A 15,251-nucleotide genomic window follows, 5' to 3' on the forward strand; every position below is an offset into this window, starting at 1 on the left:
GATCACAGTCAAGGCGGACGCCTCCGGCGGGCCCGGCTGCTAGAATGGCCCTCCCTTTCCACCACTGGCCGCGCAGCGGCGCGGCCGCCAGGAGTCACGCGCAATGGCGATCAAGGTTGGCATCAACGGGTTCGGCCGCATCGGCCGCAACGTCCTGCGTTCGGCTGTGCAGAATTTCGGCGACAACATCGAGATCGTCGCGATCAACGACCTGCTCGAACCGGACTACCTGGCCTACATGCTGCAGTACGACTCGGTGCACGGCCGCTTCAAGGGCGACGTCAAGGTCGAAGGCAACGCCCTGGTCGTGAACGGGAAGAAGATCCGCCTGACCCAGGAGCGCGACCCGGCGAACCTGAAGTGGGACGAAGTCGGCGCCGACGTGGTCATCGAGTCCACCGGCCTGTTCCTCGACAAGACCAGCGCGCAGAAGCACCTGGACGCCGGCGCGAAGAAGGTGATCCTGTCGGCCCCGTCGAAGGACGACACGCCGATGTTCGTCTACGGCGTCAACCACGACACCTATGCCGGCCAGGCGATCATCTCCAACGCTTCGTGCACCACCAACTGCCTGGCCCCGCTGGCCAAGGTCATCCACGACAAGTGGGGCATCAAGCGCGGCCTGATGACCACCGTGCACGCCGCCACCGCGACCCAGAAGACCGTCGACGGCCCGTCCAACAAGGACTGGCGCGGAGGCCGCGGCATCCTCGAGAACATCATCCCGTCCTCCACCGGCGCGGCGAAGGCCGTGGGCGTGGTGATCCCCTCGCTGAACAAGAAGCTGACCGGCATGTCGTTCCGCGTCCCGACCTCGGACGTGTCGGTGGTCGACCTGACCGCCGAACTCGAGAAGCCGGCGACCTACGAGGAGATCAAGGCCGAGATCAAGGCGCAGAGCGAAGGCGCGCTGAAGGGCATCCTCGGCTACACCGAGGACAAGGTCGTCGCCACCGACTTCCGCGGCGACACCCGCACCTCGATCTTCGACGCCGACGCCGGCATCCAGCTCGACCCGACCTTCGTCAAGCTGGTGGCCTGGTACGACAACGAGTGGGGCTATTCCAACAAGTGCCTGGAGATGGTCCGCGTCGTCGCCGGCAAGTAAGCCTGGCGATGGTTGCATCGGAAAGGGCGCCTTCGGGCGCCCTTTCCCTTTAACGGTCCGCTTACGGGATCCGTGCCGGCTTGCGTTACCGTCGCGCATCGCCGACGCTGCCGGCGCCACGCGATCGCCGATACCGACGGGGGACGGATGGACGGACTGGTGGGGTTCCTGGTGCTGCTGGGCCTGGCGTTGCTTGCCGTGCCCGTGCTGCTGGTGGTCGTGCTGGTCTCGCAGTCCTCGCTGAAGGCGCGGGTGGCCGTGCTGGAGCGCGAGCTGGCCGCGCTGCGCGGCGCCGGTGCCGCGCGGGCTGGCGACGCCGCGGCAGCGGCGGCGCGTGCGACGGCTCCGCCGGCGTCGACGACGCCCACGGCGTCCGGCGAGGCGCCAACGCTGGCCGAACTGATGCGGCGCCAAGCCGGTGGAGAGCCGGCTGCCCCGGCCGCCGCGCCGGCTGCGCCGCCCACCGGGCCTGCCGCCGCGGCGCCTGCCGTCGAACCGGCTGCGGAGCCACCGCTCGCCTCGCCCGCACCGCCGCCCTTGCCGCCGACGGCGCCACCGCGCCCGGCCACGCCGCGCGCCGTGCCGCCGGCGCCCGTGGAGAACCCGGTCCTGCGCGCGGTGCGGCGCTGGTTCACCGTCGGCAACGTGCCGGTGAAGATCGGCATGCTGGTGCTGCTGGCCGGCGTGGCCGCGCTGCTGAAGTACGCAAGCGAGCGCGGCCTGTTCACCCTGCCGCTGGAGCTGCGCCTGGCCGGCGTGGCTGCCGCCGCGCTGGCGGCGCTGGGCTTCGCCTGGAAGCGGCGCGAAAGCAACCGCGTGTTCGCGCTGAGCCTGCAGGGCGGCGCCATCGGCGTGCTGCTGCTGACCGTGTACGCGGCCGCGCGGCTGTACGACCTGATGCCCGCGGGCGCCGCGTTCGCGCTGAGCGTGCTGCTGGTGGCCGGCATGGGCCTGCTGGCGGTGCTGCAGGACGCCAGGGCGCTGGCGGTGTTCGCTTTGCTGGCCGGCTTCCTCGCGCCGGTGTGGCTGTCCACCGGCGGCGGCAGCCATGTCGCGCTGTTCTCCTACTACGCGCTGCTCAACGCGGCGATCGTGGCGATCGCCTGGTTCCGCTCGTGGCGCATCCTCAACCTGCTCGGCTTCGCCTTCACCTTCGGCATCGGCGGGGTGTGGGCGACGGACCGCTACCACCCGGAGCTGTACGCCAGCACCCAGCCGTTCCTGGTGCTGTTCTTCCTGTTCTACCTGGCGGTGCCGGTGCTGTTCGCGCGGCGCCAGCCGGAGGGCCGCCGCGACCTGCTCGATGGCTGCCTGGTGTTCGGCACGCCGCTGGTGGCCTTCGCCATGCAGGCCGGGCTGCTGGACAGCATCCACCCGGACGGCAGCCGCATGCCGCTGGCGCTGTGCGCGCTCGGCCTGGGCCTGCTCTACGCCGGCCTGGCGTGGACGCTGCTGCGGCGTGGCGGCTACGCAGTGCTGGGCCAGTCGCACGCGATCCTCGCGGTGGGCTTCGCCACCCTGGCAGTGCCGCTGGCGCTGTCGGCGCGCGCCACCGCCAGCGTGTTCGCGCTGGAAGGCGCCGGACTGGTGTGGCTGGGCCTGCGCCAGGGCCGCGCGCTGCCGCAGTTCTCCGGCGCGGCGCTGCAGTTGCTGGCCGCCGGCGCGCTGGCGATCGGCGTCGCCGACCATGGTGGCGAAGACCTGCGTTTCCTGGCCAATCCCACCGCGATGGGCGCGCTGCTGGTCGCCCTGGCCGGCTTCGCCAGCGCCCATGCGATGCGCGCGGCGGGCGAGGCCGGGTACGCGCGGCTGTTCTACCTGTGGGGCCTGGCCTGGTGGTGCGGCAATGGCGTGCACGAGATCGACCGTTTCGTGGCTTCCGACAGCCGCGGTGACGCGCTGTTCGCCTTCGCCGGCCTGACCGCCTGGCTGGCGGCGGAAGCCTGGCGGCTGCGCCCGGCGCGGCTGCTGGCCTGGACGGTCGCGGCCGCGTTCGTGGCGATGCCGCTGCTGGCGCTGTGGCAGGACACCGACCACGTACACCCGTTCGGCGGCAGCTGGGGCGCGGCGACGTGGCTGGCGGCCACGGTACTGGCGCTGCGCGGGCTGTGGTGCCTGCGCGGAGAGGCGGGCGCGGCCGATGTCGCCCGTTTCGCCTGGTGGATGCTGTGGCCGCTGGCGCTGTCGCTGTGGCTGGACAGCGTCGCGGTCGACGCCGGCCTGGCGCAGGGCTGGGTGCAGGCGATGTGTGCGCTGCCGTGGCTGGCGCTGCTCGCCCTGTCGCTGTGGCGCTGGGCGTGGCTGGCGTTCCCGCGCGAGGCGGAGGCCAGCGACGGCCTCCGCACGGTGCTGGTCGGCGCGGCCGTCGCCGTGGTCACGGTGGGCTGGCTGCAGGCGCTGGCCTTGCCGATGCCGTCCGCGCCGCTGCCGTGGCTGCCGCTGCTCAATCCTGCCGAGCTGGCGCAGCTGGTCGCGCTGGGGCTGGTGGGCGCCTGGCTGTGGTCGGGACACGCGCCGGCCGGCCTGACGCGCTGGTGCAGCGGGATCCTCGCCGTGGGCGGCTTCCTGCTGGCCAGCGCCAGCACGCTGCGCACGGTGCACCACTGGGGCGGCCATCCCTGGGTCGAGGGCCTGCTGTCGACCAGCCTGGCCCAGACCAGCCTCACCGTGGTCTGGAGCGTGCTCGGCGTGATCGGCTGGATCGTCGGCTCGCGCCGCGGGCGGCGCGGCCTGTGGCTGGCCGGCGCGCTGCTGATGGGCGTGGTCCTGGCCAAGCTGCTGCTGGTCGACCGCCAGCACCTGGGTGGGATGCTGGGCATCGTCTCGTTCATCGCCTACGGCGTGCTGTGCACTATCGTCGGCTACCTGGCGCCGGCACCGCCGCGCGCCGCACAGGCGGCAGAGGGAGAAGCGAACGCATGACCGCAACCAGGGCCATCGCACGGAGCGCATTCGCGCTGGTCGCGCTGCTGCCGCTGCTTGCCACCGCCGGCGAGCGCGGGCAGTACGCCAGGCAATGGCCGCTGGCGCTGGGCCAGGAGGAAAGCGGCGCCTACCGCGTGGTGCTCGACGAGGCGGTCTACCGCAGTGCGATCGATCCGGCGCTGGGGGACGTTGAGGTGTTCAACGCGGCCGGCCGGCCGCTGCCGGCCGCACTGCTGTCGCCGGAGCAGCCGCTGGCACGGGCGCCGCGCACGCTGGCCCTGCCGTGGTTCCCGCTGCCGGCGCAGGACCCCGCCGTCGGCGGTGGCGACCTGCGCCTGGTGGCCGAGCGCGATGGCGAGGGCGGCATCGTCCGCATCGAGGCCGGCGTGGTCCCGCGCGACGGCGAAGCGCATGCGCCCGGGCAATGGCTGGTCGATGCGAGCCGCCTGCGCGAACCGGTGCGCGCGCTGCTGCTGGAATGGGAGCAGCCGCAGCAGTCGCTGCAGGCGCGCTACCGCGTCGAAGGCAGCGACGACCTGGGCCAGTGGCGCACGCTCAATGGCGGCACCACCCTGCTGGACCTGGAACGCGGCGGCGAACGCCTGCGCCAGGGCCGCATCACCCTGGACCGGCAGGCGCGCTATCTGCGCCTGCTGCCGGTCGGGCCGGGCCCGGTGCCGGTGCTGACCGGCGTGGTCGCCGAACTCTCGCCGCCGCCGCCGGACACCCGTTGGGAATGGCTGGAGATCCGCGGCGAACGGCGCAGCGAGGGTGGCCAGGAGCATTTCGACTTCGTCCTGCCGGGACGCTTCCCGATGGAGCGCGCCGACGTGCACCTGCCCGGCAACAACGCCGAGCAGTGGAGCCTGTACAGCCGCGAGCGCGGCGACGGCTCGTGGCTGTGGCGCGCCGGACCGTGGATGGCCTTCCAGGTCGGCGGCGCCGAAGGTGCCAGCCAGTCCGAACCGAAGCCGCTGCCGCGGACGGTGCGCGACCGCCACTGGCGGCTGACGCCGGGCACGCCGGTCGGCGACGCCGAACCGGTGCTGCGCCTGGGCTACCGGCCCGAGGTCCTGGTGTTCCTGGCGCAGGGCGAGCCGCCGTTCGCGCTGGCCGCCGGCAGCGCGAACGCACGCCGCACCGAGGCGCCGATCCCCGGCCTGCTCGAGGCGCTGCGCAAACAGCGCGGCGCTGGCTGGCAGCCAGCGCCGGCCTACCTCGCCGAGGCCCCGGAGGAACTGGCCGGCGAGCGCGCGCTGCGCCCGCAGCAGCAGGTCGACTGGAAGTCGCTGCTGCTGTGGGGCCTGCTGGTCGCCGGCGCGGTGCTGGTGGCCGCGCTGGGCCTGAGCCTGCTGCGGCGTCCGCCCGCCCAAAGCTGAGCCGGTTTGCGCAGCGCGGCGCGGGGGCGGGACAATGCCGCTCCCCGGCGCGCCTGCCGCCGCCGATCGCGGCCGAACATCGCAACGGCCCGCCGCCACCACGAACACACCCCACCTAGCGAGACCGAACGATGACGATCCTGCGGATGACCGACCTCGACCTTGCCGGCAAGCGCGTGCTGATCCGGCAGGACCTCAACGTGCCGATCGAACACGTTGACGGACAGCCGGGCCGCATCACTTCCGAGCAGCGCATCACCGCCTCGGTGCCGACCCTGAAGCTGGCCCTGGAGAAGGGCGCCGCGGTGATGGTCACCTCGCACCTGGGTCGCCCGAAGGAGGGCCAGTGGAGCGAGGCCGATTCGCTGGCGCCGGTGGCCGCGCGCCTGTCCGAGCTGCTGGGCGTCGAGGTGCCGCTGGTGAAGGACTGGGTCGACGGCGTCGAGATCAAGCCGGGCCAGATCGTCCTGCTCGAGAACTGCCGCATGAACGTCGGCGAGGGCAAGGACGACGAGGCGCTGGCGAAGAAGTACGCCGCGCTGTGCGACGTGTTCGTGATGGACGCCTTCGGCACCGCGCACCGCGCCCAGGCCTCGACCCACGGCGTGATCCGCTTCGCCCCGGTCGCCGCCGGCGGCCCGCTGCTGATGGCCGAGCTGGACGCGCTGGACAAGGCGCTGGCCAACCCGGCGCGCCCGCTGCTGGCGATCGTCGCCGGCAGCAAGGTCTCGACCAAGCTGGAACTGCTCAGCAACCTGGTCGGCAAGGTCGACCAGCTGATCGTCGGCGGCGGCATCGCCAACACCTTCATCGCCGCGGCCGGCTACCCGGTCGGCAAGTCGCTGTACGAAGCCGACCTGATCGAAACCGCGAAGAAGATCGACGCCGAGGCGAAGGCGCGCGGCGCGCAGATCCCGCTGCCGGTCGACGTGGTGGTGGCGCCGGCGTTCGCCGCCGACGCGCCGGCCACGGTCAAGCCGGTGGACCAGGTGGGCGCCGACGACATGATCCTGGACATCGGCCCGCAGACCGCCGCGCAGTACGCCGGACTGATCAAGGCCGCCGGCACCGTCGTCTGGAACGGCCCGGTCGGCGTGTTCGAGTTCGACGCCTTCGGCAAGGGCACCGAGACGCTGGCCCGCGCGATCGCGGAGTCGAAGGCGTTCTCCATCGCCGGCGGCGGCGACACCCTGGCCGCGGTCGACAAGTACGGCATCGCCGGCGACGTCAGCTACATCTCCACCGGCGGCGGCGCCTTCCTCGAGTTCCTCGAAGGCAAGACCCTGCCGGCGGTGGCGGCGCTGGACGCGCGCGGCGCGTAAGACGACGCGACCGGGCCCGCAAGCCGGGTCCGGTCGTCAGCAGGCAATGGAAGCGGGGCCATGCCCCGGGGCGGGAGGCCCGCCGCGCTGGGCGACGCGCGCCGGCGGCGGGCGACCGCGGCTCAGCGGTGGAAGTCGCCGGCCGCCTCGGGCTGGTAACGCACCGACTTGACGCGCAGCTTCAGGCGGCGGCCGCCCGGTGCGTCCCAGTCGATCTGCTGCCCGACCGACAGGCCGAGCAGGGCGCTGCCGACCGGCGCCAGCACCGACACCCGGCCGCGTTCGACGTCGGCCTCGTTCGGGTACACCAGGGTCAGCATGTGGGTCTCGCCGCTGGCCATGTCCTCGCATTCGACCTGCGAATGCATGGTGACCACGTCGGCGGGGATCTGTTCCGGCGGCAGCACTTCCGCGCGGTTGAGCTCGTCCATCAGCGCGATCGCGGCCGGATGGCGGCTCAGCACCGGGGAATCGAGCAGGGCCTCGAGCCGCGCCAGGTCGCGGCTGGAAATGATCAGGGAAGGCGGCAGGCCGCTGGCGGGGACGTTGGTCATGGATACTCCTCGTTGCAATGCGCGGCAGGCGCGCACGTATGAAGAAAGGGCGGCGCGTTTCCGCACCGCCCGGGGTCATCTGGTTGTAGGGCTAAGCTAGCCCGGAAGCGGCGCGGATTCAACCGCGCGGCAGGCCCGCGTTCAGGCCCAGTCGCTGCGCGGCGGGGGCGCCGCCGGGACCGTGCCGCGCGGCCTGGCCGGCTCTTCCTCCACCGGCGACAGCAGGCCGGGCGGGAGGTCGCGGAACACCTGCGCCAGCCGCTCCAGGAAGCCGGCCATCGCCGAGCTGCGGCGCCAGGCCATGGCGATGCTGCGGCTGGGGTGGGAGTCGGAGAAGCCCAGCAGGTGGATGTTGTCCGAACGCGCCACCGGCGGCTTCACCGCCAGGGTCGGCAGCAGGGTCACGCCGACGTTGGCGGCGACCATCTGCCGCAGCGTCTCCAGGCTGGTGGCGCGGAACTCGGTCTTCTCCAGCGCGCCGGACAGGCGGCACACGTCCAGCGCCTGTTCGCGCAGGCAGTGGCCGTCCTCGAGCAGCAGCAGGCGCTGTTCGCCCAGCTCGTCGAGGGTCAGGGTCTTGCGCTTCGACAGCGGGTGGGTTTCCGGCACCGCCAGCACGAACGGTTCCTCGAACAGGAACTCGGTGTGCAGCTGTTCGTCGTGCACCGGCAGGGCGAGGATCGCCGCGTCCAGCTTGCCCTCGCGCAGGCGCGTGAGCAGCTCGTCGCTCTTCTCCTCGACCAGCAGCAGCTCCAGGTGCGGGAAGCGTGCACGCACGCGTGGCACCACGTGTGGCAGCAGGTACGGCGCCAGCGTCGGGAAGATGCCCAGGCGCACCGCGCCGGCTTCCGGGTCCCGGCTGCGCCGCGCGGCCTCCTTCATCTGCTCGACCTCGGCCACGATCCGGCGCGCACGCTCGGCGGCCTCGCGGCCGGCGGGAGTGAGCATCACCTTGCGCGGGGCGCGCTCGACCAGCGGCACGCCCAGCTCGTCTTCCAGCTTGCGGATCTGGGTGGAGAGGGTGGGCTGGCTGACGTAGCAGGCCGCGGCGGCCCGGCCGAAGTGCTTGTGATCGGCCAGGGCCACCAGGTATTTGAGGTCGCGCAGGTTCATTGCAGCATCCCTCCGGTTTCCGGACTGTAGCACCGGGCGGGCGAGGGGCCCGCCGCAGTGCGTCAGACCGCGGTTTCGACCTCGGCCGGCGCCGTTTCCTTCGGCGCCGAAGTGCGGATCAGGTGGTCGAACGCGGCCAGCGAGGCCTTGGCGCCTTCGCCCATGGCGATGACGATCTGCTTGTACGGCACGGTGGTGCAGTCGCCCGCGGCGAACACACCCGGCACCGAGGTCTGGCCGCGCTCGTCGACGACGATCTCGCCGCGCGGGCTCAGTTCCACCGTGCCCTTGAGCCATTCGGTGTTGGGCAGCAGGCCGATCTGCACGAACACGCCTTCCAGGTCGATGCGGTGGCTGTCGCCGCCGACGCGGTCCTTGAAGACCAGGCCGACGACCTTCTGCCCGTCGCCCAGCACTTCGGTGGTCTGCGCGCTGGTGATGATGGTGACGTTCGGCAGGCTGCGCAGCTTGCGCTGCAGGACCTCGTCGGCGCGCAGCTTGCCGTCGAACTCGACCAGGGTGACGTGGGAAACGATGCCGGCCAGGTCGATCGCCGCCTCGACGCCGGAATTGCCGCCGCCGATCACCGCCACCCGCTTGCCCTTGAACAGCGGGCCGTCGCAGTGCGGGCAGTAGGCCACGCCCTTGTTGCGGTACTCGTTCTCGCCGGGCACGTTCATCTGCCGCCAGCGCGCGCCGGTGGACAGGATCACGGTCTTGGACTTCAGCGAGGCGCCATTGGCCAGCTTGACCTCGACCAGCCCGTCGGCGCCGGCCGGGACCAGGGCCTCGGCACGCTGCAGGTTCATCACGTCCACGTCGTACTCGCGCACGTGCTGCTCCAGCGCCGCGGCCAGCTTCGGACCCTCGGTGTGCTGGACGGAGATGAAGTTCTCGATCGCCATGGTGTCCAGCACCTGGCCGCCGAAGCGCTCGGCCGCCACGCCGGTGCGGATGCCCTTGCGCGCGGCGTAGATCGCCGCCGCGGCACCGGCCGGGCCGCCGCCGACGACCAGCACGTCGAACGCGTCCTTCTTCGCGATCTTCGCCGCCTCGCGCGCTTCGGCGCCGGTGTCGAGCCTGGCGACGATCTCCTCCAGGCCCATGCGGCCGTAGGCGAACAGCTCGCCGTTGAGGAACACCGCCGGCACCGACATCACCTGGCGGGAGTCGACCTCGTCCTGGAACAGGGCGCCGTCGATGGCCACGTGCTTGATGCCCGGGTTCAGCACCGCCATCAGGTTGAGCGCCTGGACCACGTCCGGGCAGTTCTGGCAGGACAGCGAGAAATAGGTCTCGAAGCGGAACTCGCCTTCCAGCGACTTCACCTGCTCGATGACGTCGGCCGCGGCCTTGGACGGATGCCCGCCCACCTGCAGCAGGGCCAGCACCAGCGAGGTGAACTCGTGGCCCATCGGCAGGCCGGCGAAGCGCAGGCTGATGTCCTGCCCCGGGCTGGTGATGGCGAAGGACGGCTTGCGCTCGGCGTCGTGGCGGCGCACCTCCAGGCTCACCTGCGGCGACAGGCCTTCGATGTCGTTCAGCAGCTCCAGCATCTCGGCCGAGGCGTCGCTGTCGTCGAGCGAGGCGACCAGGTGGACCGGACGGGTCAGGCGCTCCAGGTAGGCCTGCAGCTGGGTCTTGAGGGCTTCATCCAACATCGATCGACTCCGAAGGAGAAAAGGGGGGCAGGGCGGGCGCCGGGCAAGCGCTCCGCGGGGCGGACCTGCGTTGCAGGCCACCGGGAATGCGGGGAAGTGGACCGGAACCCACGCCGGCCTGCGTGGCGCGCCGCGCGGCAGCGGTGGCTGCGTGGGAGCGAGGGCTCCGGTCCACTCCCTCGTCGATGTGCTGACGAAGGAGGGGATGCCGCTCCCGCCAGGCGGGAGCGGCGGGTACCGCTTAGATCTTGCCGACCAGGTCCAGCGACGGAGCGATGGTCTTGGCGCCTTCCTTCCACTTGGCCGGGCAGACCTGGCCCGGGTTGGCGGCGACGAACTGGGCGGCCTTCAGCTTGCGCAGGGTCTCCGAGACGTCGCGGGCGATCGCGTTGTCGTGGATTTCCAGGGTCTTGATGACGCCTTCCGGGTTGATGATGAAGGTGCCGCGCAGGGCCAGGCCTTCTTCCTCGATGTGCACGCCGAAGGCGCGGGTCAGCTGGTGGGTCGGGTCGCCGACCAGCGGGAACTGGGCCTTGCCCACCGCCGGGGAGGTCTCGTGCCACACCTTGTGCGAGAAGTGGGTGTCGGTGGTCACGACATAGACCTCGGCACCGGCCTTCTGGAACTCGGCGTAGTTGTTGGCGGCGTCCTCGACCTCGGTCGGGCAGTTGAAGGTGAAGGCGGCCGGCATGAAGATCACGACCGACCACTTGCCCTTCAGGCTGGCGTCGGTGACTTCGATGAACTCGCCATTCTGGAAGGCGGTGGCCTTGAACGGCTTGACCGTCGTATTGATCAGGGACATTCGATGGTTCCTCTGAGGGGTGGGTGAAACTTGGTGATCGCCATCCTAGGCCGGTTCGATAGGTATAGCAAATCGATTAAAAGGATTAGATAGATAGATTTTGTCTATCGTCAGCCTATAAGCCGCCTTTGGTGCGCCGCGAAAGCTTGGCTTCCCGGCCGCGCTCGTCCATCGTCCCGGCATGGAATCCCCCCCCCCGAACCCGACCGCCCCCGTCCGCGTGGATGCCCTTCTGCGCGAGGCCTCCGCCCGCATCGGCCGCGAGGACGCCGAGCCGCTGCTGGTCCATGCCCTGGGCGTGGACCGGGCCTGGCTGTTCGCCCACGCCAGCGACCCGGTGCCGGCGGACGAGGCCGCCCGTTACCGTGCCCTGGTCGAGCGCCGGACCGCCGGCGAGCCGGTGGCGTACCTGACCGGCCGCCGCGGCTTCTGGACCCTGGACCTGGAGGTCACCCCGGACACCCTGATCCCGCGGCCGGAGACCGAGCTGCTGGTGGAGCTGGCCCTGGCCCGGATCGGGCCCGGGCAGCCGGCGCGGATCGCCGACCTGGGCACCGGCAGCGGTGCGATCGCCCTGGCCCTGGCCAGCGAGCGCCCGGCCGCGGTCGTGGTCGCCACCGACATCGACAAGGCGACCCTGGCTGTGGCCGTGCGCAACGCCCGCGCCCACGCGCTGGACAACGTCTGGTTCCGCCGCGGCGACTGGGAGGAGGCGCTGGGCCGCGACCGCTTCGACCTGATCGCCAGCAACCCGCCCTACATCGCCGAGGGCGATGCCCACCTGGCCCAGGGCGACCTCCGCCACGAGCCGCCGCGCGCGCTGTCCTCCGGCGCCGATGGCCTGGACGCGATCCGCACGATCGTGGCGGCGGCGCCGCGGCACCTGGTCCCCGGCGGCTGGCTGCTGCTCGAGCACGGCCTGGACCAGGGCGCGGCGGTGCGCGCGCTGCTGGAGCAGGCCGGATTCGTGGACGTGGAGACGGCGCGCGACCTGGAGCAGCGCGACCGCGTCACCCTGGGGCGGCTGCCCGGCTGACGGAGCCGCAGGCGACCGGTGCCGGCCGGCGCCGTCGCCTCATCCGGCAGCCGCGCGCAGCGCGCGATCGCCGCACCGCACCGCACCGCAACCCATCCGCGCGCGGCCGATACAATGCGGGCTTTCCGCCGCAGGATCCGTGCATGCGCACCCTCTATCCCGAGATCGAACCGTTCCAGTCCGGCACCCTCAAGGTCGATGGCCGCCACGAGCTGTACTACGAACAGTGCGGCAATCCCGACGGCAAGCCGGTGGTGCTGCTGCACGGCGGTCCCGGCGGCGGCTGCAGCCCGAAGATGCGCCGCTTCCACGACCCGGCGAAGTACCGCATCGTGCTGTTCGACCAGCGCGGCGCCGGCCGTTCGACCCCGCACGCGGACCTGGTCGACAACACCACCTGGGACCTGGTCGCCGACATCGAGAAGCTGCGCGAGCTGCTGGGCATCGAGCGCTGGCAGGTGTTCGGCGGCAGCTGGGGCTCGACCCTGGCGCTGGCCTACGCCGAAACCCATCCGCAGCGCGTCACCGAGCTGGTCCTGCGCGGCATCTTCATGCTGCGCCGCTGGGAACTGGAGTGGTTCTACCAGGAAGGCGCCAACCGCCTGTTCCCGGACGCGTGGGAGCACTACATCAGCGCGATCCCGCCGGTGGAGCGCCATGACCTGATCTCCGCCTTCCACCGCCGCCTGACCAGCGAGGACGAGGCCACCCGCCTGGCCGCGGCCAGGGCGTGGAGCGTGTGGGAAGGCGCGACCAGCTTCCTGCACGTGGACGAGGACTTCGTCAGCAGCCACCAGGACCCGCAGTTCGCCCTGGCCTTCGCCCGCATCGAGAACCACTACTTCGTCAACGGCGGCTTCTTCGAGGTCGAGGACCAGCTGCTGCGCGACGCGCACCGCATCGCCGACATCCCCGGCGTGATCGTGCACGGCCGCTACGACGTGGTCTGCCCGCTGCAGAACGCCTGGGAACTGCACAAGGCCTGGCCGAAGTCGAAGCTGGAAATCAGCCCCGCCTCGGGCCATTCGGCGTTCGAGCCGGAGAACGTCGACGCGCTGGTGCGCGCGACCGACGCGTTCGCCTGACGGACGCTCCCGTCGAAGGCGTGCGGGCCGGCCGGTGCCGGCCCGCGGCGGCCGCGCTCAGCCGCCGGACGGCGGCTGCGCCGGCTGGGTCGGCAGCGGGTTGACCAGCACCGGCGGCGGCTCCGGCAGCGGTTCCTCGCGCGGCAGCTCGGCCGCCGGTTCCGGCGCCTGGTACTGCGGCACCGCGAACAGGCTCGGCTGCGCCTGCGTCGTGGCCGCCGGCCTGGCCGGGCGCTCGATCTCCTCCGGCAGGAACCGTTCGAGCACGGCGAAGAAGCGCTTGTAGAAGTTGGGGTCCTGCAGGGTGGCGCTGGCCACCTTGACCAGCGAATCCTCGCTGGAGCCGATCGGCACCGACAGCGAGCCCAGCGCACTCACGCCCAGGCTGGCGCTGGTGTTGCTCTTGCGCAGAGCGTAGCGGTCCTGGACCGCGTTGACGAACACCAGGGTCTGCTGCGAGCCGCGGTACTGCGGCATGCACACCGCGCGGAACTCGACCTGCTCGTGGCTCTCGTTCTGCTGGAAGTACTTGCGCGCCTCCACCACGTCGGCCTCGGCGCGGCCGACCACGAAGCCCTGGCTGAGCAGGGCGCGGCGCGCGGCCTCGCAGGCCTGCGCCGGCGAGTGGTCGAAACTGCGCGAATAGGTGTTGGCCGAATCGAAGGCTTCGGTGGCGGACGGTTCGGAGGACTTGGTCAGTCCGCCCATGGAGCAGCCGCCCAGCAGGGTGGCCAGCAGCAGCGGCAGGAGGAGCGGTCGCGGCGAGGGCATCGTGCGGTGTGCAGGCGTGAAGGAAGGGACAACCGCCCGAGTATGCCGGATCGCGACGCAGATGGGCCCTCCGGCTGGTACCGTTTACAGCGGCGACGGTCACGGATTCATTCACGGCTCAGCCTGCCGCGACGACCGGCGCTCAGCTGGCGACGAACGCCGCTTCCAGTCCGCGCAGCAGCCGCGCCAGCCGCTGCGCCCAGGCGACCTGTCCGGCGGCGTCGGAGATCAGGTCCTGGCGGATCTCCAGCTCCACGTGCGGCAGGCCGCGGCGTTCGCCGTGCACGGGGATGGCGTAGTCGCTGCTGTCGCTCACCGAGTACGGCTGGTTGTCGCCGACCACCAGGTCGCCCTCGGCCTGCAGCGCATCGCGCAGGGCATGGGCCAGCCGCGCGTCGCGGTTGTAGAGCACGCCGCAGTGCCACGGCCGGGCCACGCCGCCCATCGCCGGGGTGAAGCTGTGCAGGGTGACCAGCAGGGTGGGGCGGCCCTGGTCGCGACGCCGGTCCAGGGTCTCGCCGATGCGCGCGTGGTAGGGCAGGAAGATCTCCGCCAGCCGCGCCTGCCGGGCGGCGGCGTCGAGGCCGTGGTTGCCGGGCACGTCTGTGCCGTCGCTGCGCTCGACGATCAGCGTTGGCGACTCCAGCGGCCGGTTGCAGTCGACCACCAGCCGCGAATACGCCTGCACGATGGTCCAGGCGTCGAGCAGCGCCGACAGCTCGCGGGCCACGCCGGCGATGCCGATGTCCCAGCCGATGTGGCGGTCGATCTCGCCCGGCGGCAGGCCGAGGTCGCCGAGCGCGCGGGGGATCGCCTGGCCGGCATGGTCGGCGGTGAACAGCCAGGGCGAGGCGCCCTCCGGGCGCAGCACCTCGAACGGCGCCGGGTCGCCGGGCTGCAGCAGGTGCGGCGAAGGGGCGCTGTCAGGGTTCACGCGGGGTGCCGTCCAGCTCGTGGTCGATCATCCACAGCCCGGCCCAGAGCTTGGCGTCCAGCTCGTAGCCTTCGTGCATCTTCGCCGCCAGCCAGGCCGCGGCCTGCGCGCGCGGGACCTCGTGCACGGTGATGTCCTCGCTGCCGTCGCCGCCGCCGGCGCCGACCTTGCGCAGGCCGGTGGCGCGGACGAAGGCGATCTTCTCGCTGCTGGCGCCGGAGGAGGTCGGGCCGGTCATCAGTACCTCGGCGCGCTCGGCAGTCCAGCCGGTCTCTTCCTCCAGCTCGCGGATCGCCGACTGCTCGATCGATTCGCCGGCATGGATGTCGCCAACCAGCCCGGCCGGCATCTCGATCGTGCGCGCCTGCAGCGGCACGCGGAACTGTTCGACGAACAGCACCCGGTCGTCCGGGGTCACCGCGATGATGATCGCGGCCAGGCCGCCGGGATGGGTGCGCTCGGAGTATTCCCAGGTTCCGCGCACGACCATGCGCTGCCAGCGCCCTTCGTAGACGACGCGGGGGGTGTTGTCGGAACGGGGATCGTCAGCCATGAGCC

At 71.8% G+C, this 15,251-nt stretch carries 13 protein-coding genes; 6 read left to right on the forward strand and 7 right to left on the reverse strand.

The genetic code is table 11. The features are described 5' to 3' along the window. Positions 1–103: 103 nt before the first annotated feature. The 4 genes from gap to M503_RS0106460 all read left to right on the forward strand — a co-directional run bounded on the left by gap (position 104) and on the right by M503_RS0106460 (position 6,734). Positions 104–1,108 (forward strand): type I glyceraldehyde-3-phosphate dehydrogenase, encoded by a 1,005-nt coding sequence (gene gap / locus M503_RS0106445; protein ID WP_028919894.1) that lies wholly within the window; start codon positions 104–106, stop codon positions 1,106–1,108. A gap of 156 nt (positions 1,109–1,264) precedes the next feature. Next, complete coding sequence (locus M503_RS0106450) at positions 1,265–4,030, forward strand: DUF2339 domain-containing protein (protein ID WP_155951985.1); 2,766 nt, start codon at positions 1,265–1,267, stop codon at positions 4,028–4,030. Further along, on the forward strand, positions 4,027–5,412 hold the full coding sequence (locus M503_RS0106455; protein WP_037060709.1) for a DUF3999 domain-containing protein: 1,386 nt from the start codon (positions 4,027–4,029) through the stop codon (positions 5,410–5,412). The genes M503_RS0106450 and M503_RS0106455 overlap by 4 nt, the downstream gene beginning before the upstream one ends. Before the next feature lie 131 nt (positions 5,413–5,543). Beyond that, on the forward strand, positions 5,544–6,734 hold the full coding sequence (locus M503_RS0106460) for a phosphoglycerate kinase (protein ID WP_028919897.1): 1,191 nt from the start codon (positions 5,544–5,546) through the stop codon (positions 6,732–6,734). 122 nt (positions 6,735–6,856) lie between these two features. Here M503_RS0106460 and rnk read toward each other — a convergent pair whose 3' ends face one another. The 4 genes from rnk to ahpC form a co-directional block, all read right to left on the reverse strand. Further along, complete coding sequence (gene rnk, locus M503_RS0106465; RefSeq protein WP_024869464.1) at positions 6,857–7,288, reverse strand: nucleoside diphosphate kinase regulator; 432 nt, start codon at positions 7,286–7,288, stop codon at positions 6,857–6,859. A gap of 141 nt (positions 7,289–7,429) precedes the next feature. Beyond that, positions 7,430–8,401, reverse strand: coding sequence for a DNA-binding transcriptional regulator OxyR (gene oxyR, locus M503_RS15835; protein ID WP_051414331.1), 972 nt, complete (start codon positions 8,399–8,401; stop codon positions 7,430–7,432). A 62-nt stretch (positions 8,402–8,463) separates the two neighbouring features. Then, entirely contained in the window at positions 8,464–10,062 is a 1,599-nt protein-coding gene (ahpF, locus tag M503_RS0106475) for an alkyl hydroperoxide reductase subunit F (RefSeq protein ID WP_028919898.1), read from the reverse strand. A 241-nt stretch (positions 10,063–10,303) separates the two neighbouring features. After that, on the reverse strand, positions 10,304–10,867 hold the full coding sequence (gene ahpC, locus M503_RS0106480; RefSeq protein WP_024869461.1) for an alkyl hydroperoxide reductase subunit C: 564 nt from the start codon (positions 10,865–10,867) through the stop codon (positions 10,304–10,306). Positions 10,868–11,048: 181 nt separating this feature from the next. Here ahpC and prmC point away from each other — a divergent pair, with 181 nt between their 5' ends. Beyond that, positions 11,049–11,903, forward strand: a complete 855-nt coding sequence (prmC, locus tag M503_RS0106485) for a peptide chain release factor N(5)-glutamine methyltransferase (protein WP_028919899.1) — start codon at positions 11,049–11,051, stop codon at positions 11,901–11,903. 143 nt (positions 11,904–12,046) lie between these two features. Beyond that, positions 12,047–12,988, forward strand: a complete 942-nt coding sequence (gene pip, locus M503_RS0106490) for a prolyl aminopeptidase (protein ID WP_028919900.1) — start codon at positions 12,047–12,049, stop codon at positions 12,986–12,988. A 57-nt stretch (positions 12,989–13,045) separates the two neighbouring features. Here pip and M503_RS15840 read toward each other — a convergent pair whose 3' ends face one another. The 3 genes from M503_RS15840 to M503_RS0106505 all read right to left on the reverse strand — a co-directional run bounded on the left by M503_RS15840 (position 13,046) and on the right by M503_RS0106505 (position 15,246). Continuing rightward, a complete protein-coding gene (locus M503_RS15840; RefSeq protein WP_024869458.1) occupies positions 13,046–13,759 on the reverse strand; it encodes a DUF2242 domain-containing protein in 714 nt (237 codons plus the stop codon). Between the two features lie 142 nt (positions 13,760–13,901). Further along, positions 13,902–14,693, reverse strand: a complete 792-nt coding sequence (locus M503_RS0106500) for an N-formylglutamate amidohydrolase (protein ID WP_028919901.1) — start codon at positions 14,691–14,693, stop codon at positions 13,902–13,904. Further along, on the reverse strand, positions 14,683–15,246 hold the full coding sequence (locus M503_RS0106505) for an NUDIX hydrolase (protein WP_024869456.1): 564 nt from the start codon (positions 15,244–15,246) through the stop codon (positions 14,683–14,685). Before M503_RS0106505 ends, M503_RS0106500 begins: the two co-directional genes overlap by 11 nt. Positions 15,247–15,251 lie beyond the last annotated feature (5 nt).

Origin of the sequence: Pseudoxanthomonas suwonensis J47, from assembly GCF_000513955.1 — a bacterium.
Classification (GTDB): Bacteria; Pseudomonadota; Gammaproteobacteria; order Xanthomonadales; family Xanthomonadaceae; genus Pseudoxanthomonas; species Pseudoxanthomonas suwonensis_C.

Excerpts from the sequence above, each read along its gene's own strand:
- gap (WP_028919894.1), top strand. The coding sequence starts at position 104 with ATGGCGATCAAGGTTGGCATCAACGGGTTCGGCCGCATCGGCCGCAAC.
- M503_RS0106455 (WP_037060709.1), top strand. The coding sequence starts at position 4,027 with ATGACCGCAACCAGGGCCATCGCACGGAGCGCATTCGCGCTGGTCGCG.
- M503_RS0106460 (WP_028919897.1), top strand. The coding sequence starts at position 5,544 with ATGACGATCCTGCGGATGACCGACCTCGACCTTGCCGGCAAGCGCGTG.
- rnk (WP_024869464.1), bottom strand. The coding sequence starts at position 7,288 with ATGACCAACGTCCCCGCCAGCGGCCTGCCGCCTTCCCTGATCATTTCC.
- oxyR (WP_051414331.1), bottom strand. The coding sequence starts at position 8,401 with ATGAACCTGCGCGACCTCAAATACCTGGTGGCCCTGGCCGATCACAAG.
- ahpF (WP_028919898.1), bottom strand. The coding sequence starts at position 10,062 with ATGTTGGATGAAGCCCTCAAGACCCAGCTGCAGGCCTACCTGGAGCGC.
- ahpC (WP_024869461.1), bottom strand. The coding sequence starts at position 10,867 with ATGTCCCTGATCAATACGACGGTCAAGCCGTTCAAGGCCACCGCCTTC.
- prmC (WP_028919899.1), top strand. The coding sequence starts at position 11,049 with ATGGAATCCCCCCCCCCGAACCCGACCGCCCCCGTCCGCGTGGATGCC.
- pip (WP_028919900.1), top strand. The coding sequence starts at position 12,047 with ATGCGCACCCTCTATCCCGAGATCGAACCGTTCCAGTCCGGCACCCTC.
- M503_RS15840 (WP_024869458.1), bottom strand. The coding sequence starts at position 13,759 with ATGCCCTCGCCGCGACCGCTCCTCCTGCCGCTGCTGCTGGCCACCCTG.
- M503_RS0106505 (WP_024869456.1), bottom strand. The coding sequence starts at position 15,246 with ATGGCTGACGATCCCCGTTCCGACAACACCCCCCGCGTCGTCTACGAA.